The sequence below is a fragment of the Myxococcaceae bacterium JPH2 genome, from assembly GCA_016458225.1.
In the GTDB taxonomy this organism is placed as follows: Bacteria; Myxococcota; Myxococcia; order Myxococcales; family Myxococcaceae; genus Citreicoccus.
The window spans coordinates 71,537-89,373 of the sequence record JAEMGR010000007.1; the positions used below are offsets into that span (position 1 = coordinate 71,537).

A 17,837-nucleotide genomic window follows, 5' to 3' on the forward strand; every position below is an offset into this window, starting at 1 on the left:
GGGCGTCACGGGTTCTGGGGACGGGCGGGTGCGTCGCTGCCGGCCGCGGCCATGGACTTCTCACGCGCTTCGTTGGCGAAGCGGGCGGCCTTCACCGCGAAGTCCACGCCGGACTGATAGTCCGAGTAGCCCACCTCTTCGCGCGCCTTCTGCAGGTAGAGATTGGCGGCGGTCCACTCGTAGGGCGCCTCCTTCTCCGCGCCAGCGGTGCGCGCGGCTTGAATCTGCACCTCGGCATCGAGGAGGTTCGCGGTGGTCTTCACCGGGCCGCATGCGGCCAGCGCACCCGCTACCGTCAACAGGACCGACAGCCTCTTCATAGGGTGGGGCCTCGCAGAAGGAGTCAGGGTCGGTCGTATCAATCGCCCCCCGGGGGGTCAAGAATCGGGCAGACCGGAGCAGGCGGGAAGGCACGGCGGAGTCCGACTCTTTGACGGATGCCCCCATGCTTGCCATCGTCCCCGTCCCGTGCGCCCCTCCGCCCGTTCCATCCTCGTCCTCCTCGCGCTGCTGGGGGCCTCTCCCACCTTGGGCGCTACGTCCACCGCGGTGAAGAAGGCCGAACACCGCATGGAGGCCGACGAGGTGGTGGCCCAGGTCATCCGGGGCGGGACGGTGGCGGCGGCGCTGTCCCGGCTGCACTACCTGCGCGAGGAGGACTACGCGGCCGCGGAGATCTCCGAGCAGATGCGCCGAGTCGTCGATGAGCGCGCGCGCCGCAACCTCGCATCGCTGCTCGCGGGCCTGGGGTCTCGGGCCGGAGAGCGGGCGCTGGTGCAGCTCACGTCGGACGCGGACGGCTCGGTGCGCATGTCCGCGGCGCAGGGGCTGGCGCGGCTTCGCAGCCGGGTCGTGGAGCCGGTGTTGCCGCTGCTGCAGGACAAGAGCAGTGGCGTGCGCCGCGAGGCGGCCCGGGCGCTCGGGGCGTCGGGCAACCCGAAGATGGGGCGCGTGCTGGTGTCCGCGGCGAAGGACGAGACGGACCTGGAGGTCCGCGCCGCCATGCTGGCGTCCGCCGGAGAGACGGGCGACAAGAAGCAGATCCCCGCGCTGAAGGCGTACCTGGACAGTGGCTCGGAGGGCACGCGCTTCGCGGCGGCCAGGGGCCTGGTCCGGCTGGATGCGCCCGAGGGCGTGGCCTTCGCGGGCAAGCTGCTCGCCTCGACCGACAAGTTCGTGCGGCGCCAGGGCCTGGAACTCTACGAGGGCGTGTCCGCGAAGAAGTCCGCGCGCGCGCTGGAGCCGCTCTTGGAGGACAAGGAGCGCGCGCTGGCCGCGGCCGCCGCGCGCATCCTGTACCAGGGCGGGGATGCCTCCATGCTCGACTGGCTGGTGCTGGCGTCGTGGAACGCGAAGGGGACGGACAAGCTCGTCTACGAGAAGGAGCTGGAGACGCTTCAGCTCGCGGACGACAAGCGCAAGGCCATCCTGCGCAAGGCGGGTGTGGCGAAATGATGTCGGCGGTCGTGCTTGTCGCGGCGCTGTTGTCCCAGGCTCCCGCGCGCCAGAACGGTTGGGAGGGCCTCACCCTCGCGCAGCGTGCCGCGCTCATCGCCTCGCACGCCGATGCGCCGCTCTCCGAGCGGCTGTTGTCCATGAGCGAGCGCTTCCTCAACACGCCCTATGTCCATTCGCCGCTGGGCGAGGGGCAGGGCGTGGATCCCGACCCGATGTTCCGCCTGGACGCGGTAGACTGCCTCACGTTCGTCGAGGAGACGCTGGCGATGAGCCTGGCGCGCGACGATGCCCAGGTGCCGTCGCTGCTCGAGCGGATCCGCTACGCGTCCGTGCCCACGTACGAGGACCGCAACCACCTCATGGAGGCGCAGTGGCTCCCGAACAACGTCCACAAGGGCTTCCTGACGGACGTGACGCGGCGCTACGGCGGCTCGGATGTGGTGTCCGTCGCCAAGACGCTCACGAAGCAGACGTGGCTGTCGAAGTCGTCGCGTGAGCTGGTGCTGCCCCGCGAGCGCCAGCCCGTGGGGACGTTCTCGCTCGACATGCTGCCCCTCGCGCGAGTGCTGGCGCATGCCCGCGATGTGCCCTCGGGCACGTTGCTCGTGGTGCTGCGCGAGGACTTGCCGTTCAAGGCCACGCGCATCTCCCATCTGGGCTTCGTGGTGCAGAAGCGGCACCGCACGTACCTGCGGCACGCCTCGCGCGGGGGCTACAACCGCGTGGTGGATGAGGACCTGGAGACGTTCCTCGCGCGCAATGCCCGGTACGACAAGTGGAAGGTCACGGGCGTCAGCTTCTACGAGCCGCGCCGCCCTCCCACGGATGCGGCGGGCGTGGGCATGGGCGCGCGCTGAGTCAGTGCGCGGGCAGGGCCGGCGGTGGAGGGGGCGGTTCTTCGCTCTCGCGTTCCTCGGCCTCCGCCGCGGCCGCGGCCTCGTCCTGGCTGGCGAGCTCCAGCCGGCGCTCCTGCTCCATCAGCGTCGCGGCGCGCGCCTGCTCCTCGGCGGGCACGCGAATCTCCCACCAGGGCAGCAGCGCGCCGGTGGTCAGCTCGTCCACCACGCCCGAGCGTCCGGGACGCACCAGCACGGGGATGTTCCGCTCGTGCATCATCTCCACGAAGGCCTCGGCGGTGAGTGGATTCTCCGCGATGGCCGCGCGCACGAAGCGGCGTTGATCCAGGTCATGGGGAAGGGGCAGGCCGCGCCGCTCCATCTCCTCGGCCGAGACGAGGGCGGGGTGGTTGGGGCAGTCCGTGCAGTGGCCGACACTGTCCTGGTACTCCGAGCCGCACCTGGCGCAGTACTTCATGTGCCCTCCTGGCCGATGGATGCCTGGAATGTGGGGCCGCGCCTCGTCAGAAGGGAGATGCGGCGGCTTGCTCACTGCCGGGCCGCGTCTCCCAGGTTGCCCACCTCGGCGCTCAGGCGCTCCACGTCGATGGGCTTGCGCAGCACCACGTCGCAGAACTCGGCGCCGGTCACCTCGGCGTAGCCGGACACGAGGATGACGCGCGCGTGTGGCGCTTGCTCTTTCACCTTCTGCGCCAGCTCGGTGCCGCACATTCCCGGCAACGACTCGTCCGTCACCACCACGTCGACGGGCTCTGCCTCGAAGGCGCGCAGGCCCTCCAGCCCATCTCCCGCGGTGCGGACCTCGAAGTCGGTCTCCAGCAACTCCGCGAGCAGCTCGCGGCTGTCGCCGTCGTCCTCCACCACCAACACCTTGATTCGCTCGGAGCCCATGCGCTCTGAAAACCCACGGCGTCGCGGGGAAACGTCCGGCGCCGGTGGTGCGGCGCGGCGGGGGCCTTGTCGTCCCCTCGCTGGGCGAGCGCGGGAGCGTGGGGGACTCCCTCACCGACCCAGGGTGGGCTGTCCATGTTTGCCCCCGGAGGTGACGCCATGAAGGTGTTGCTGCGAGGAGTGCACCTGAAGCTGACCGACTCGATTCGCGCCTATGTCGACGAGCATCTGGTGAGCCATCTGGAGCGGTTCGCGGAGGACGAGGCGGCGGAGATCGACATCTCGCTGGTGGACGTCAACGGGCCCAAGGGTGGCGTGGACAAGGAGTGCCGGGCGACGGTGAGCCTGCCCAACCTCCCGATTGTGCATGTCACGGAGGCGGCTGAGACGCTGTTCCAGGCCATCGACGCGACGCGTGACCGGTTGGAGCGAGCGCTCCAGCGCACGGTGGACCGCCGCCGGGACACGCCTTCCGAAGGGCTGCCCCAGGACCTGGCGGCGAACGTCCCGACGTACTGACGGGGCGCGGGCCGTGAAATCCCGGACGCCTCCCTGGCGTCCGGCCTCACGGCCCGAGTGGCCGGAACCTTGCTGGGGCGGAACGGTGGACGCTATAAGCGGAACCCTTCAACCCCGGGCTAAAGGACGGCGATGGTCCGCCTCAAGTTCCTCGTCTTCGCGTTCCTGGTCCTCGGACTGGGACTGGCACATCTCCCGCTCTTGTCGGAGCCCCTGCGCGCACGTGCGGTCGAGGGCGCCGCGGCGCAGGCCGCCTCGGGCGCCGCGGAGGTGTCCCGCCGCGTGGAGGCACGCCGCGCGGAGGTGCAGTCCCTCGCGCTGAAGCTGGCCGCGAGCCCCAATGTGGCCGCCGCGGTGCACGCGCTGACGCCCGCGCCGGTGGCGCACAATCCCCGCGAGCGCAACAAGCCCCAGGACGCCGAGCCGGAGCTGCTGCCGCTGACGGCCGAGCGCTTCGCCGCGGTGCGCACCGCCGCCGAGGCCGCTGTCCCCAAGGAGCTTCAGGGGGTGGTCATCGCGCTGGTGGCGGGCGACGCGAGCTTCCATGCGCGCGCCGGCGGTGAGGCCTCCGCGGATGCCGCCGCGCTGGACGCGCCCGCGCTCGCCAAGGCGGGCTCGACGGTGGTGGACGCCTTCGGTGCCGCGCATGCCTTCGCCTCGGTGCCGCTGCGGTGGGGCGGTGAGTCGGGCAACACGCCGGCCGTGACGCTCGTGGTGGGCGCGCCGCTGGTGGCGGAGACCCTGCTGCAGGGCTCGGCGGATGTGACGGGCGTCGCGGCGCTGGCGCTCGTGCAGGGCGACAAGGTGCTGGGCGGCGTGGGCAAGGAGAAGGCCGCGGCGGAGGGCTCGCTCGCGAAGCTGCCGGTGGGCTCGCGGGATGTCGTGCTGAGCACCGGGCACCTTCAGGCCCTGGGCCCGGTGATGCTGCCCGCGTTCACCAGCGGCGATGCGATGGGCGGCAAGGCGCCGCTGCTCGTGGGTGCCCGCCGTGCGCTGGAGGGGACGACCCTGGAGGTCGTCGCCGTGGCCAGCACGCAGGCGGTCCTGGGCGCGCTGGCGGCGTACCAGCAGAGCGCGGTGATGGGCCTCGCCGGCCTCCTGGGGCTGGCGCTCGTGTGGACCTTGCTGATGGGGAGCGCTCGCTCGTCGCAGCAGGACGATGCGCAGGGCTCGGGGGACACGCTCGGTTTGTCCGCCGCGATGGCCGCGCAGCCCATGTCCGTGTCCGCGGCTCCGATGGAGTCGGCCCCGGCTCCGCAGGCCGCGCCGCCGAGCGCGTTCGCGCCGCCCGCGCATGACCCGTTCTCGGCGCCTCCGCCTGCTCATGCGCCGCAGCCGTTCGCCGCGGCCGAGCCGTTCCCGTTCCCGGCGCCTCCGCCCGTGGCGGATCCGTTCGCGGCGATGCCTCCGGCGCCGAGCGCGTTCGCGCCGCCCGCGCATGATCCGTTCTCGGCGCCTCCGCCCGTGGCGGATCCGTTCGCGGCGAGGCCTCCGGCGCCGAGCGCGTTCGCGCCGCCCGCGCAGGATCCGTTCTCGGCGCCTCCGCCCGTGGCGGATCCGTTCGCGGCGAGGCCTCCGGCGCCGAGCGCGTTCGCGCCGCCCGCGCATGATCCGTTCTCGGCGCCTCCGCCCGTGGCGGATCCGTTCGGGGCCATGCCTCCGTCGCCGAGTGCGTTCGCGCCGCCCGCGCATGATCCGTTCTCGGCGCCTCCGCCCGTGGCGGATCCGTTCGCGGGTGCGGATGCGTTCCCGTTCCCCGCGCCTCCGTCGCCGACCTACGCGCAGCCGCAGTACGCGCAGCCCGCCATGCCCTTCGAGCCGGACCCCATGGCGCAGCCGCCCGCCGAGGCCATCGCCACGGCCGCGCCGCGTCGGGGCGCGTTCGCCTTCGAGGATCAGCCCACCGCGGCGTACTCGCTCCAGCAGGCGGCGGATCCGTTCGCCCTGGCCGCGGCGCAGTCCTCCGAGCCCCTGGGCAATGCGGAGACGACGCGCGTCGCCGCGATTCCCCGCGAGTTGCTCCAGGCGAGTGTTCGGCCCCAGACGTCCGAGGCCATTCCGATGCCTCCGCCTCGTGGCGCCGCGGTCCCGCTGCCGGGCCTGTCCCCGTCGGGCAGCGCGGCCGCGGTCGCGCTCTCCGAGGAGCAGCACTTCCAGGAAGTGTTCCGGGAGTTCGTCACCACCCGCGAGCGCTGCGGCGAGCCGGCGGATGGGCTCACCTACGACAAGTTCCAGCAGAAGCTCCGCAAGAACAAGGAACAGCTCGTCCAGAAGTATGCGTGCAAGACGGTGCGCTTCCAGGTCTACGTGAAGGAAGGCAAGGCGGCGCTCAAGGCGACGCCCGTCAAGGACTGACGCACGGCTGAGGCTCGCGCCCACTGCGCGCGCGAGCCTCGCCACCTGCGCGTCTTGTCAGATGTTCGCGCGGGGCAGCACCACCGTGAAGCGTGCGCCCTGGCCGGGTTCGCCACTGACCTCCAGCTTGCCGCCGTGCTCCTGGAGGATTCTCGCCGCGATGGCGAGCCCCAGGCCGGTGCCGCCGTCCTTGGTGGTGAAGTAGGGCTCGAAGATGCGAGCGCGGTGCTCGGGCGGGATGCCGGGGCCGCTGTCCTCCACCTCGATGACGGCGTCCGAGTCCGTGCCCTTCACGCGCACGCGCAAGGCGCCACCTTTCTGCGCCATCGCCTCCTCGGCGTTCTTCACCAGGTTCACCAGCACCTGGGTGAGCTGATCCCGGTCGGCTCTCGCCACCACGCCCTCCTGCACCGCGGGCAGCAACTGAATGCCCTCGGGTGGAGAGGCGTACAGCGCCAGGACGCTCTGGGTCAGCTCGCCCAGGTCCACTCGCGTGAGCTGTGGCTTGGGCAGTCGGGCGAAGTGGCTGAACTCGTCCACGATGCGTCGCAGGCGATCCACCTCTTCCAGCACCACGCCCGCGCTCTCCTTGAAGAGGGTGGGGAAGCTGGGATGCGCCGAGGCCTGCGCGGCCAACAGCGTCTCCAGTGACATGCGGATGGGGGTGAGCGGGTTCTTGATCTCGTGCGCCAGTCGCCTCGCCACCTCCTGCCAGGCGGCGATGCGCTCACTGGCCATCAGCCGCTCGGTGGTGGCTTGCAGCTCGGAGGTCATGTGGTTGAACGCGCGGACCAGCTCGCCCAACTCGCCTGAGGCTTCCGTTGTCACCTGCACGTCCAGCGCGCCCTCGGCGACTCGCCGCGCTCCGGACGTGAGGGCCTCCACCGGCCGAGTCATCCAGCGCGACACGAGCAGGCCCAGCAGCGCGGCGAAGGCCATGCCCAGCGCGGCCAGGAGGAGGAAGGCCCGCATGACGCCTTGCACGGCCTCTCTCGCCGCTGCCCGGCTGAAGGTGAGGCGCACCGAGGCCGCGTCGCCCAGCGGTAGCAGGCGCTCCACCGTGGGGGCCTCGGCGCTGCCTGCGTGGGCCAGCGTGGTGTCTCCCGCGAGCAGCGTCACTTCGGCTTGCGTGAGGCGGGACAAGTGCTGGGCCAGCCCGTCATCCAGCAGGACTCCGCCCACGGCCCACAGGCGCGCGTCTCCGTAGTCCACCGGCCGTGCCGAGACGAGCGCCAGGGCCTGTCGCAGCCCGGCCGTGGTGCGTACCTCGACGCGCACAGGAACGGGGCGCTCCGGCGCGGCGCGCGTGACTGCGAAGAGGGCGGGGTCGGGGTCGCCGCGCCGCGCGGGCAGGTGCCCGGATGACAGGACGGTGCCACTTCGGTCGAAGAGCGTGAGCACCGTGAGGCCTCGGCTCTTCATCAGGGCCTCGGCGGTGCCGGCCTGGATGGCGAGCATGGGACGCTCGCGCGCTTCGCGGGCGAGGTCCTCCATGGCCGGGCTCTCCACCAGTTCTTCGACCGCACGTCGCACGGTGGTGGCCGAGCGCTCCAGTGACTCCTGCGCGGAGGTGGTGGCCGCGCCCATGCGGGCTGTCTGCTCGCGAGACAGCGTCTCGCGCAGGCGCGACAGCGTGAGCGGCACCACCACGGCAAGCGGCACCAGGGCGAGCAGCGCGAAAGCCAGCGCCAGACGAGTCCTCAACCGCATGCCGTGCTCCTCATGGCCTCCCCGATGCGCCGGTGCCATCGGCTGGGAGGAACCATGCGCCATCCAGCAAGGGCAGGCCCTGGGCGTCCATCGTGAGGCCCATGACTTCTGGGGCCACGCGCGCCGCGAGTCCCTGTGCATACAGAGGCAACAGCGGCACCGAGGTCGCCAGCGCCATCGCTCGCTCTCGTGCGCGAGCGTCTCGCGCACTCGCGTCCGCCAGCGCGCCCAACGCGGGCAGCTCCACGCCGAGCAAGTCCTTGCGGCCCGCCGTGTCCAGGACGACCGCGAGCGCGGGACCGGGCACCGGTGGCAGCAGCACGGCCTGCAGCATCAGCTCGAAGTCGCCTCGAGCCCAGCGGGAGCGGAGCGTCGCGCGGGGCTGCGGATCCAGCGCCACCGTATAGCCCCGGTCGTGCAGCTTCACCTGGATGCGCTCGGCCACCGCGCGCTGATCCTCCAGCGCCGAGTCGTAGACGAGCGTCACCGTTCGTGCCGCCGTGGGCGCGGGCGCGGTGGGCCGGACCCGCGCAGGTTGGGCAAGCAGCGCGGGAGGCAGCAGGTGCGGCATGGGCACGGCAGGGCCTCGCACGAACAGGCGCGTCAGGTCGTCCCGGTCGATGGCGCTCTCGAACGCCTGGCGGAAGTCCGCGGGCAGCTTGCGCGGCGAGAACGCCAGGTAGGTGGCGTACAGGGCCGCGCCGACCTGGGTGTTGTTCTCGGCGGGCGCGCCCAGCTCCACCTGCACCTGCTTCGCGGTCCACATGCGCGCGAGGCCGCGCTCGTCCGTGGCGGTGAGCGCCAGCTTGTCCAGGTAGGGCCGGCCCTCGGGCCACGCGAGCTGCGCCGCCAGGACGCCCTTTCCCGATGCGGTGAAGGGACCACTGGCGGTCGTGCCCAGAGGCGGCGCGAGCGCGGGGTGGCACAACGCGCGCTCCAGGTCGGGCCAGGGGAACGCGAGCGCCAGCTCCAAGGAGGCTCCAGACGCCGTCACCTGTCGGCCCTCGGCGCGCAAGGGATACAGGAGCGCTCGGTACGGTGAGGGCGAATCCGGCCCGGTCAGCCGCGACCACGCGCGGACGAGCGCGGTGGCCGAGGCGGGTGTCGCCAGGTCCACGCGGACGGCTTGCGGCACCGGCCTGGACAGCGCACGCGCGAGCGCGGGGCTCGCGTCACCGTCGGGCGTCACGCGACACACAGGCCGCGACAGGAGGCCCAGGAGCGTTGCTTCGATGGGCGTGTCCGCGAGCGCGGGCTCCGCGACCTCGGGAGGGCCTGCGTGGGCCACGCGCAGCTCGCCGCCATAGCGTGGGCGGCTGGCCGCGAGCGACGCGGACGCGGGAGCGAGGAGGGCAAGACAGACGAGGGCCGTGCGGGACTTCATGGCGCACCTTGGCGCAGGAGGAACAACTCGCTGGTGCCGTCGGGCTTCCAGAGGCCAACGACGACCGCCCGGCGCTTGTCGCCGTCCAGGTCCGCCGTCACCACCTGAAGCGCGCGTCCGGCCGGCAAGGAGCCCTGCCAGAGCGGCTCGCGTCCGAGGGGCGCGTCATGGGCCAGCGACACCACGCGCAGCACGTCCGGCGTGGGTTGGAGCAACGGCGACGTGGTGATCAGCTCAGGCACTCCATCCCCATCGAGGTCACCCAGCGCGCTCCCCGCGCCCAGCCCGCTCAGCCGCGAGGGCACTCCGCCCGGCCGCGCGTAGAGCGATGCGGTGCCGTCCGGATGGACGAACAGACGCCAGGGCGGCGCCATGCTCGCGGTGGTGAAGGGCGCGGGGACGGTGAGGCCATGTCCCTCGGCCAGCTTCACGTCGGGGAGGAACGCCGTCTGTCCTGGTACGGGCGCGCCTCGCTCACGAGGCCCCAGCGCCACGGCGTCGAGGACACCCAGGGTGTGCAGCTCGGCGCGGGCGCGGTCGAACGCGAAGAGCGCGCCGCGCGCATGCTGACTGCTCCACACCGCGAGCCGAGGCGGACCTCCGAGCACCGCCACCGCGCCGAACGGCTCGCGCGTGGTGGCCGGCGACGGGGCCATGCCCACCAGCTCCTGACGGGCCAGGAGCCGCCCATCCGCCGCGTACACGGACACCGTGTGCTCCGTGAGGGCGATGATCTCATCCTTGCCATCGCCGTCCAGGTCTCCCGCGCCCAGGGCCGCGAGCGGCGCATCGAGCCGGGCCATGACCGCGCCCACCAACCGCACGCCCCGCGACGGCGGACCCGAGGGCGGCTGGGTCGGCGCGCGCACCGCCGCGAGCGCCAGCACGGTGGGATCCGCCTCCACGCCCTCGGACAACGCGGCGGCCGGGCGCGGCGGGCGGGTGGGCGTGCGGCCCGACCAGAAGTTCACCCACGTGCCCAGCACGTCTCCGCGAGCGAGCACCTCGCCTGCGTCCACGTCCAGCGTGAGTCGCACGAGCGAGCGTGCGCCCTGCGCGCGAGCCTCGGCCTCCACCGCGTCGGAGGTCGGCGCAGGCAGCACCACCGGCGCCAGTCCCGCCGCGGCCAGGCGCGAAGCGAGCAGGGTGCCAAAGGCCTGGCGCAGCTCCACCGAGCCGCCATTCAGCGAGACTGCGATGGGCGCCTCGGGACTCGCCGCGCGCACCGCGTCGGCCACGGCCCGCGCCAATCGGGGCAGGGCGGGCGTGGCCTCGGTGATGGGGCTGGGCTCGGAGGTGGACGAAGACGGCTCCGCCACAGCGAGCGCGAGCAGCAGGGGCACCGCGAGGGCAGAGGCGCTCACAGTCCCTTCTTCTCCCCGTCCTCCATGAAGAAGTTGTCGGGCGTCACCTGTCCGGGCGGAGGCGCCTCGGCGGTGGGCTGGGTGCCTTCGAGGAAGGGCTCCAACCGGCCAGGGACGGAGTTGCCTGCGAGCAGCCCCGTGGCGGGATCGATCCGCACCTGCGTGATGCCGGGGGGAACCTCGAAGTCGCGCGCGGGAAGGCCCTCATGGGCCACGCGCATGAAGCTCAGCCAGATGGGCAGCGCGGCGCGACCTCCCGTCTCGGCGCCCCCAAGCGGGGTGTTGTCGTCGAAGCCCACCCACGCGCTGGCCACCCAGTCCGTCGTGTAGCCAGAGAACCACGTGTCCTTCGCGTCGTTCGTGGTGCCCGTCTTGCCCGCCGCGGGACGGTTCAGGTCTCGCACCGCGCGCGCCGAGCCCTCCTCCACCACGCTGCGCATGAGCGAGGTGGTGAGGTACGCCACCGCCGGAGGCAGCGTCTCCTCGAAGGCGGGCTGGTGCTCCTCCACCACCGTGCCGCGCGCGTCGCGCACGCGCAGCAGCATGAGCGGCTCGGCGTAGCGTCCGTTGGCCTGGAGCGTGGCGTACGCGTTGGCCGCCTCCAGCATCGTCACTTCGCCCGTGCCCAGCGCCAGGGTGAGGTTCTCCGGCATCGGCGAGTGGATGCCCGCGCGCCGCGCGAAGTCGATGGCCGTCGCGGGGGTGATGGCCTCGATGAGCCGCACCGACACGGAGTTCTTCGACTTCGAGAGCGCCGTGCGCAGCGTCATGGGTCCCTCGAACTGGCGATCATAGTTCTGCGGCTTCCACGTCTTGCCCGTGTACGGATCGCGGATGGTCTCCGGCGCGTCGTTCACCTTCGACAGCGGGGTGTAGCGCCCGCTGCCCATGGCCGCCGCGTAGATGAAGGGCTTGAAGGACGAGCCGGGCTGCCGCCGAGCCTGCGTGGCGCGGTTGAAGGCCGAGCGGCGCGCGTCGTAGCCGCCCACCAGCGCGACCACGTTCCGGTTGGCGGGGTTGATGACCACGAGCCCGCCCTGCGCCACCGGAATCTGATCCAACGCGGCCTCGACGAAGGCCGGCGCGGGCGCGGCCTTGAGCACGCGCACGAAGACGAACTCACCCGGGGCGAACACGTCGGTGATGTCCTTGGGCGCGGCCCTGCCCTTCTGCCTTGCCCACGTCGCGGTGCTGAAGGCGACCTCGGCGGTGCGGCCCACCAGGTCCACGCGCGCCACGTTGCGCCTGGCGTCCACCTCGGTGACGTAGCCCGTCAGCCGCAGGCCCTCCTCAATCGGCTTCAAGCCCACGCGACCCGCCAGCTCGCGCTCGGGGCTCTGCGCCTCCTCTTCCTCGGGCGTCAGCTCAGGGCGCTGCTCCTCGCTGCCCTCGTCGTCGAGGTCCGGCGTCCGCGCGCCCTTGGAGCCCGGGGCGTCCTTGGGGGCGTTGACCGTGTCCGCGGCGAGTGGCGCGAGATCCGCCACATAGCCCTGGTCCTTCTGCCGGCGACCCGCTTCGTCGATGCGCTGGGCGATGAGCGCGCGCAGCCGCTCGAAGCGCGCGGCCTCCATCCGCCCCAACGCACCCCGATAGCCCTGGCGTCGGTCCAGCGCCTCCAGGCCGTCGCGCACGGACTGCTCGGCGGTGCTCTGGAGCTTGGGCAGCATGGCGATGTCCACGCGCAGCCCGCCCTCCATCACCGCCTTCTCGCCGTACCGCTCGATGAGCGTGCGGCGAATCTCTTCCGCGTAGTACTCGCCGCCCGTCGTCTCCTTGCGCGGCGCCAGCACGATGGGCTTGGCCTTCTCCGCCTCGGTGATGGCGCGGGGCACGAAGCCGTGCTGCGCCATCTGCTCCAGCACGTAGTGCTGCCGCGACCGGGCGCGGGTCATGTTCGTCACTGGGTTGATGCGGTGCGGGAGCTGCACCGTTCCGCCCAGCACCGCGGCCTCGCCCACCGTGAGGTCCTGCGTGTGCTTGCCGAAGTAGAAGAGCGCCGCCTCCTCGATGCCGTAGCGGCGCTGACCGAAGTACGCCTGGTTCACGTAGAGGTTGAGGATCTGATCCTTCGTGAGGGCCTCCTCCACGCGCGGCGTGAGGATCCACTCCCGCACCTTGCGCGACAGGCGGCGCTCGGGCGTCAGGAGCATGTTCTTCACCACCTGCTGCGTGATGGTGGAGGCGCCGGACTTGCGGCTGCCCGGGATGAGGTTCTTCACCGCCGCGCGCGCGATGCCGAAGAAGTCGAGCCCCTCGTGCTTGTAGAAGTCCGCGTCCTCCGCGGCGAGGAAGGCGTAGCGGACATGGGGCGGCATGTCCTCGATGCGCACGATGGTGCGGCGCTCCACGGCGTACTCGGCGCACACCGTGCCGTCCCCGCACGTCACCTTGGTGACCTGGGGGAGCTGGTAGGTGCGCAGGGCCTCCACCGAGGGCAGGTCGCGGCTGAAGTACAGGTAGGTGCCCACGGCGGTGAGCAGCGCGAGGACCAGGCCCACCGCGCCCAGCACGAGCAGGCGCTTCGTCCACCGCCACAGGCGCGCGCCCAGGCCGGGGCGCGCGGGGGGAGGGGGGCCCACCGGAGCGGGGGTGGGGGGGGATGTGGGCATCGGTCGGGCCGGAGTCATGGCGCTCGGAAAGAAAGGGGCTGCACGTTAAACCGAGGGGCGCGAGACGGGAACCCGCGCCCGAGGAGAGTCTTCCGGCTGCCCGCCTACGGTGCGGGAAGCTCGGGGGTCAGGGCCAGCGGTGGGTCGGCGTGGGCGAGGCGCTTCATGCGCTCGGCGTTGACGCGGGCCTGGACGTAGCGCGGCGACAGGCGCGTGGCGGTGGCGTACGCGGCGCGGGCCTCCTCTGTCCGGCCGAGTCGCTCGCACGCGACCCCCAGGTTGTTGTGGACGTAGGCCACGTGGGGCAGCAGCGCGGCGGCCTGGGCGAGGACCTCCATGGCCTTCTGGTTCTCTCCGGCGCGCAGGTAGGCGAAGCCCAGGTTGTTGAGGGCGTAGCCGTGCTCGGGGTCCAGGTGCACCGCCTGCTGGAAGCGGAGGATGGCGAGGGCCAGCTCGCCCGCGCTCAGGTGGGCGAGGCCGAGCACCTGGTAGACCTCCGGCTCCTCCGGATCCCTCAAGAGCGCCTCCTCGCCCGCGTGCACCGCGTCCGCGGCCCGGCCGAGCGACAGCAGCAGGCGGGCCTGTTGCAGCAGCGGCCCGGTGCTCGAGGCCTCCAGGCGGCCGAGCCGCGTGTAGGCCTGGAGCGCCAGCTCCGTCTGGCCCGCGAGCCGCGCCAGGCGAGCCAGCTCCGCGAGGGCGTCCGAGTCCAGGGGCTCGTCATGGAGGGCACGCCGGCACTCGGTGAGGGCACCGGACAGGTCTCCCAGCTCGCTCAGCACGCGCGAGCGACCGAGGTGATCCACCTTCCGGCCGTGGGAGTGCGCCAGCCCCAGGCCATCCGCGTCGGGAACGGGGACGGGAGCGACGGGCAGGTCGGGCGTGGAGGCGAGCGGAGCTGCTGCCACGACTTCGCGCGGGGCCTCGGGCGTGGAGAGGAGCACGGGCGTCGCCTCGCTCGGGGCGGTGGGCGCGTGATGGAAACGCGAGGCGAGGGCGCCTGGGACATCGCCCCAGGCGGTGATGCCGAGCGCGGCGAAGCAGGCGGGCAACAGCGCGTTGCGCAGGGCTCGGGTGAGCGAGTCCTCTCGGGACGACGGGGCGCGGCGAGGTGGGGCGGTGCGGCTCCTGGGGCTCATGGTGCGGCCTCGACTTCCTGCTCGGCGTGCCAGGCGAGGCGCGCCGGGGAGCGGCGCAGCTCCCACCCGCGACTACTGCGACGCGCGTGCCAACGCGGTGGCCCGGGACGTGGACGGAGGGTGTGGCCCGGCAGCCGCAGAAGCAGGGAAAAGCGTGGCGACCGCGTGGGTGTCGTGCGACGGTCGCCGCGATGAAGATTGCGACCTGGAACGTGAACTCGGTGCGGGCTCGGCAGCAGCGCCTGGTGGACTGGCTGAAGAGCGCGCAGCCGGACGTCCTCTGCCTTCAGGAGCTGAAGTGCGTCGACGCGGACTTCCCCTTCGAGGCGGTGCGCGAGGCGGGCTACTTCGCCGCGGTGCACGGCCAGAAGACCTACAACGGCGTGGCCATCCTCGCGCGTGAGGAGCCCCAGGACGTGGTGAAGGGGCTGTCGGATGGCGTCGAGGACAGCCACGCGCGCCTCATCGCGGCGACGGTGCGCGGCGTCCGCGTGGTGAGCGCGTACGTGCCCAACGGGCAGTCGGTGGACTCGGACGCCTACGTGTACAAGCTCGAGTGGTTCCGCCGCCTGCGCCGCTACCTCGACACGCGGCACAAGCCCGACGAGGCGCTGGTGCTGGGCGGTGACTGGAACGTGGCGCCCGAGCCCATCGACGTGCACGACCCGGCGCTGTGGGAAGGTCAGACGCTGTTCACGATGCGCGAGCGGGACGCGCTCCAGCAGGTGGGCGCGTTCGGACTCACGGATGCGTTCCGCAAGCTGCACCCGACCGAGCAGAAGTTCTCGTGGTGGGATTACCGGATGCTGGCGTTCCCCAAGAACAAGGGCGTGCGCATCGACCACCTGTTCCTCTCCGCGCCGCTGGTGGAGCGGCTGACGGCGTGTGACGTGGACCGCGAGGCGCGCAAGGGGCCGCAGCCCAGTGACCACGCCCCGGTCTGGGCCGAGCTGCGCGACTGAAGCCCCGTGGGCGCTACTTCCCCAGGCGCGCCCCTTGGGTCACGGGCAAGGTGGGCGCGGGGCCCGTGCCCGCGAGCGCGCCCGCGGTGGACTCGCCGAGCAGCTTGCGGAGGTCATCCCCGAAGAGGATGACCGAGAGCACGGCGATGGTGACGAGCAGCGCGATGGCCCCGGCCACCGTGGTGACGGTCGACAGGAGCGCGAGCGCCTCGGAGCGCTCCGTGGTCCAGATGCGGCGGCAATCCCCCGTGACGACGGTGCCATCGTTCCGACGGTACAGCCGCACGCAGACCCGGCCGCCGGGCTGGAGCAGGGCCTCCACCTCGGGCGTCGTCATCTCGCGCACGTTGTAGACGTCGAGCCGGCACGCGGCGCAGTGGCGCACGCGCTCATCGCCCTGCATGTCCCCCCACTTCATCTGGCAGGGCGTCCGGATGGTGAGCCGCTCGTCGAGTGAACGTGGATCCATGACCCGCAAACCTAGGGGCGCGGCTCCCTGGGGAGAATCCGCTCCATGTCCGTCGGACGAATGACCGAGGGCGCGAGCGACCCTCCTCGTGGCGTGGCGTGCTTGCGGGCTCAGGTCGGCATGCGATGCTCGCCCTCGCATGTCGACGACGCCCCCTGAGCCGTTGCCGTTCCCGGAGAGCTTGTGCCATCGCTGCGGGGCGCCGCCTCGGTACGTCCAGACGCGGACCTCCACGTTCATCATGTGCCCGTTGCTGCCCCAGAAGTACGCGCCCCAGCCCGTCCGGGCCTGCGCCCTCTTCGTGGCCCGGCCCCCCTCGACGGAGGGTTGATCCGGCTTCGTCGCATCCCAGGCAAGCGTTCACTCCGCGCTCCGACCCCTGCATCATCGAGTCGGGGGCGCCAGTCATTGTCATAGAGTGCGACCTTCCGGGTTGCCCCGGAGTGGAGGCGCGACATGGACTGTGACTGGCTCATCATCGGCTCGGGTTTTGGCGGCAGCGTCAGTGCGTTGCGGCTGACCGAGAAGGGCTACCGGGTGGTGATGCTGGAGAAGGGCCGCCGCCTCCAGGCCCAGGACTTCCCCAAGACGAACTGGAACCTCAAGCGCTGGCTGTGGATGCCGCAGCTCGGCTGGCGCGGGCTCTTCAAGATGACGTTCTTCCGCCACGTCACGGTGTTGTCCGGCGTGGGGGTGGGCGGGGGCTCGCTGGTGTACGCGAACACGCTGCCCATCCCAAAGGACGACTTCTTCGAGGCCCACTCCTGGGGCCACCTGGCGGACTGGAAGACCGAGCTCGGGCCGCACTACGTCACCGCGCGCCGGATGCTCGGCGCCACGCCCAACCCGCTGCGCACGTATCCGGATCAGGTCCTCGAATCCGTGGGCCAGGACCTGGGCCGCACGGACTTCCAGCCCACCACGGTGGCCGTCTACTTCGGCGAGCCGGGCGTCACCGTGCCGGACCCCTACTTCCAGGGCGAGGGCCCCGAGCGCACCGGCTGCATCGCCTGTGGCGGCTGCATGCTGGGGTGTCGCCACGGCTCGAAGAACACGCTCGACAAGAACTACCTCTACCTGGCGGAGCGGCGCGGCCTCACGCTGCACGCGGACACCGAGGCCACCTGGGTGCGCCCGCTGCCTGAGGGTGGCTACGAGGTCCAGGCGCTCGAGGGCACGGGCTTCTTCCGGACCCGGCGCCGCTTCACCGCGCGGCACGTCATCTTCGCGGGTGGCGTGCTCGGCACCCTGGATCTGCTCCTCAAGCTCAAGGCGGACCCAGACGGACTGCCGCGCGTGTCGGAGCGCCTGGGCGATGGCGTGCGCACCAACTCCGAGGCGCTCATCGGCATCGTCAGCGGTGACCCGAAGCGCGACCTGTCCAAGGGCATCGCCATCGGCTCCATCCTCCACACGGACGCGCACTCGCACCTGGAGCCCGTGCGCTACTCGGATGGCTCGGGCTTCTTCCGGCTGTTGATGGCGCCGCACGTGGAGGGGCGCACGTTGGTGGCGCGCCTGGGGCGGCTGGCCATGTTGCTGGCCCGTCACCCGCTGCGCTTCCTCAAGGCGTGGTTCGTCCCCAACTTCGCCCGGCGCACCATGATTCTTCTCTACATGCGCACGATGGAAGGACACCTGCGGCTGCGTCGCGGTCGAGGCGTGGCCACGGGGGGGCGCAAGGGGCTCGTCACGGGCTTGCAGGAGGGGCCCGCGCCCACGGCCAACATGCCGGAGGCGTTCGACCTGGCGCGGCGCGTGTCACAGAAGCTGGATGGCTACGCGATGACGATGGTCAGCGAGACGGTGCTGGGCAGCCCGACCACCGCGCACATCCTGGGCGGCGCGTGCATGGGCGACTCGGCCGAGACGGGCGTCATCGACCACCGCCACCGCCTCTTCGGCTACGACGGGCTCTACGTGGTGGACGGCTCGGCCATCTCGGCGAACCCCGGGGTGAATCCCTCGCTCACCATCACCGCGCTCGCCGAGCGGGCCATGACCTTCATCCCCGCCGCGAAGGAGCGCCCGCGGGGCGACACGGAGGCGCGAGTGGAGGCGCCGTCCGCGCCGCGGGCACCGCACCTCGCGGCGGGCGGCTGAGCCGGGAGGAAGGGCGGGCC

Annotated in this window: 16 protein-coding genes; 7 read left to right on the forward strand and 9 right to left on the reverse strand. The window is 72.0% G+C overall.

The window, feature by feature from the left end; genetic code table 11:
- Window positions 1–5: 5 nt before the first annotated feature.
- A complete protein-coding gene (locus JGU66_13910) occupies window positions 6–320 on the reverse strand; it encodes a DUF4398 domain-containing protein (protein MBJ6761864.1) in 315 nt (104 codons plus the stop codon).
- A gap of 148 nt (window positions 321–468) precedes the next feature.
- Here JGU66_13910 and JGU66_13915 point away from each other — a divergent pair, with 148 nt between their 5' ends.
- Window positions 469–1,455 (forward strand): HEAT repeat domain-containing protein, encoded by a 987-nt coding sequence (locus JGU66_13915; GenBank protein MBJ6761865.1) that lies wholly within the window; start codon window positions 469–471, stop codon window positions 1,453–1,455.
- Window positions 1,452–2,315 carry a DUF1460 domain-containing protein gene (locus JGU66_13920; protein MBJ6761866.1) on the forward strand — a complete coding sequence of 288 codons (864 nt, stop codon included), beginning with the start codon at window positions 1,452–1,454 and terminating at the stop codon, window positions 2,313–2,315. Before JGU66_13915 ends, JGU66_13920 begins: the two co-directional genes overlap by 4 nt.
- Window position 2,316: 1 nt before the next feature.
- Here the strand turns inward: JGU66_13920 and JGU66_13925 are convergent, their stop codons facing one another.
- Both JGU66_13925 and JGU66_13930 read right to left on the reverse strand, forming a co-directional pair.
- Entirely contained in the window at window positions 2,317–2,772 is a 456-nt protein-coding gene (locus JGU66_13925; protein ID MBJ6761867.1) for a hypothetical protein, read from the reverse strand.
- 71 nt (window positions 2,773–2,843) lie between these two features.
- A complete protein-coding gene (locus tag JGU66_13930) occupies window positions 2,844–3,206 on the reverse strand; it encodes a response regulator (protein ID MBJ6761868.1) in 363 nt (120 codons plus the stop codon).
- A gap of 159 nt (window positions 3,207–3,365) precedes the next feature.
- Between JGU66_13930 and raiA the strand changes: the two genes are divergently transcribed.
- Together raiA and JGU66_13940 are read left to right on the forward strand one after the other, a co-directional pair.
- The gene (gene raiA / locus JGU66_13935) at window positions 3,366–3,725 is read left to right on the forward strand and encodes a ribosome-associated translation inhibitor RaiA (GenBank protein ID MBJ6761869.1); all 360 of its coding nucleotides are present in this window, start codon (window positions 3,366–3,368) and stop codon (window positions 3,723–3,725) included.
- Between the two features lie 132 nt (window positions 3,726–3,857).
- Window positions 3,858–6,080, forward strand: coding sequence for a cell division protein FtsK (locus JGU66_13940; GenBank protein ID MBJ6761870.1), 2,223 nt, complete (start codon window positions 3,858–3,860; stop codon window positions 6,078–6,080).
- Window positions 6,081–6,137: 57 nt separating this feature from the next.
- Here the strand turns inward: JGU66_13940 and JGU66_13945 are convergent, their stop codons facing one another.
- The 5 genes from JGU66_13945 to JGU66_13965 all read right to left on the reverse strand — a co-directional run bounded on the left by JGU66_13945 (window position 6,138) and on the right by JGU66_13965 (window position 14,283).
- Window positions 6,138–7,790, reverse strand: coding sequence for a HAMP domain-containing protein (locus JGU66_13945; protein MBJ6761871.1), 1,653 nt, complete (start codon window positions 7,788–7,790; stop codon window positions 6,138–6,140).
- A gap of 10 nt (window positions 7,791–7,800) precedes the next feature.
- Window positions 7,801–9,174 carry a peptide ABC transporter substrate-binding protein gene (locus JGU66_13950; protein ID MBJ6761872.1) on the reverse strand — a complete coding sequence of 458 codons (1,374 nt, stop codon included), beginning with the start codon at window positions 9,172–9,174 and terminating at the stop codon, window positions 7,801–7,803.
- Window positions 9,171–10,517: a VCBS repeat-containing protein gene (locus tag JGU66_13955; protein MBJ6761873.1), complete on the reverse strand. Its 1,347-nt coding sequence runs from the start codon at window positions 10,515–10,517 to the stop codon at window positions 9,171–9,173. The genes JGU66_13950 and JGU66_13955 overlap by 4 nt, the downstream gene beginning before the upstream one ends.
- A 17-nt stretch (window positions 10,518–10,534) precedes the next feature.
- Window positions 10,535–13,147, reverse strand: coding sequence for a PBP1A family penicillin-binding protein (locus tag JGU66_13960; GenBank protein MBJ6761874.1), 2,613 nt, complete (start codon window positions 13,145–13,147; stop codon window positions 10,535–10,537).
- 104 nt (window positions 13,148–13,251) lie between these two features.
- Window positions 13,252–14,283 carry a tetratricopeptide repeat protein gene (locus JGU66_13965; GenBank protein ID MBJ6761875.1) on the reverse strand — a complete coding sequence of 344 codons (1,032 nt, stop codon included), beginning with the start codon at window positions 14,281–14,283 and terminating at the stop codon, window positions 13,252–13,254.
- A gap of 191 nt (window positions 14,284–14,474) precedes the next feature.
- On the opposite strand from JGU66_13965, the gene xth reads away from it, so the two are divergent.
- Window positions 14,475–15,245 carry an exodeoxyribonuclease III gene (gene xth, locus JGU66_13970; GenBank protein MBJ6761876.1) on the forward strand — a complete coding sequence of 257 codons (771 nt, stop codon included), beginning with the start codon at window positions 14,475–14,477 and terminating at the stop codon, window positions 15,243–15,245.
- A gap of 13 nt (window positions 15,246–15,258) precedes the next feature.
- On the opposite strand, the gene JGU66_13975 is transcribed toward xth, so the two are convergent.
- The gene (locus JGU66_13975; GenBank protein MBJ6761877.1) at window positions 15,259–15,714 is read right to left on the reverse strand and encodes a hypothetical protein; all 456 of its coding nucleotides are present in this window, start codon (window positions 15,712–15,714) and stop codon (window positions 15,259–15,261) included.
- Between the two features lie 139 nt (window positions 15,715–15,853).
- Here JGU66_13975 and JGU66_13980 point away from each other — a divergent pair, with 139 nt between their 5' ends.
- Both JGU66_13980 and JGU66_13985 read left to right on the forward strand, forming a co-directional pair.
- Window positions 15,854–16,045 (forward strand): hypothetical protein, encoded by a 192-nt coding sequence (locus tag JGU66_13980; GenBank protein MBJ6761878.1) that lies wholly within the window; start codon window positions 15,854–15,856, stop codon window positions 16,043–16,045.
- Between the two features lie 125 nt (window positions 16,046–16,170).
- Window positions 16,171–17,817 carry a GMC family oxidoreductase gene (locus JGU66_13985; protein ID MBJ6761879.1) on the forward strand — a complete coding sequence of 549 codons (1,647 nt, stop codon included), beginning with the start codon at window positions 16,171–16,173 and terminating at the stop codon, window positions 17,815–17,817.
- Window positions 17,818–17,837: the final 20 nt, after the last annotated feature.

What these genes read in the sequence shown, in the direction of transcription:
- JGU66_13930 (MBJ6761868.1), bottom strand. Translation starts at nt 3,206, where the DNA reads ATGGGCTCCGAGCGAATCAAGGTGTTGGTGGTGGAGGACGACGGCGAC.
- xth (MBJ6761876.1), top strand. Translation starts at nt 14,475, where the DNA reads ATGAAGATTGCGACCTGGAACGTGAACTCGGTGCGGGCTCGGCAGCAG.
- JGU66_13950 (MBJ6761872.1), bottom strand. Translation starts at nt 9,174, where the DNA reads ATGAAGTCCCGCACGGCCCTCGTCTGTCTTGCCCTCCTCGCTCCCGCG.
- JGU66_13945 (MBJ6761871.1), bottom strand. Translation starts at nt 7,790, where the DNA reads ATGCGGTTGAGGACTCGTCTGGCGCTGGCTTTCGCGCTGCTCGCCCTG.
- JGU66_13985 (MBJ6761879.1), top strand. Translation starts at nt 16,171, where the DNA reads ATGGACTGTGACTGGCTCATCATCGGCTCGGGTTTTGGCGGCAGCGTC.
- JGU66_13920 (MBJ6761866.1), top strand. Translation starts at nt 1,452, where the DNA reads ATGATGTCGGCGGTCGTGCTTGTCGCGGCGCTGTTGTCCCAGGCTCCC.
- JGU66_13965 (MBJ6761875.1), bottom strand. Translation starts at nt 14,283, where the DNA reads ATGAGCCCCAGGAGCCGCACCGCCCCACCTCGCCGCGCCCCGTCGTCC.
- JGU66_13925 (MBJ6761867.1), bottom strand. Translation starts at nt 2,772, where the DNA reads ATGAAGTACTGCGCCAGGTGCGGCTCGGAGTACCAGGACAGTGTCGGC.
- JGU66_13975 (MBJ6761877.1), bottom strand. Translation starts at nt 15,714, where the DNA reads ATGGATCCACGTTCACTCGACGAGCGGCTCACCATCCGGACGCCCTGC.
- JGU66_13960 (MBJ6761874.1), bottom strand. Translation starts at nt 13,147, where the DNA reads ATGCCCACATCCCCCCCCACCCCCGCTCCGGTGGGCCCCCCTCCCCCC.
- raiA (MBJ6761869.1), top strand. Translation starts at nt 3,366, where the DNA reads ATGAAGGTGTTGCTGCGAGGAGTGCACCTGAAGCTGACCGACTCGATT.
- JGU66_13980 (MBJ6761878.1), top strand. Translation starts at nt 15,854, where the DNA reads ATGTCGACGACGCCCCCTGAGCCGTTGCCGTTCCCGGAGAGCTTGTGC.
- JGU66_13940 (MBJ6761870.1), top strand. Translation starts at nt 3,858, where the DNA reads ATGGTCCGCCTCAAGTTCCTCGTCTTCGCGTTCCTGGTCCTCGGACTG.
- JGU66_13910 (MBJ6761864.1), bottom strand. Translation starts at nt 320, where the DNA reads ATGAAGAGGCTGTCGGTCCTGTTGACGGTAGCGGGTGCGCTGGCCGCA.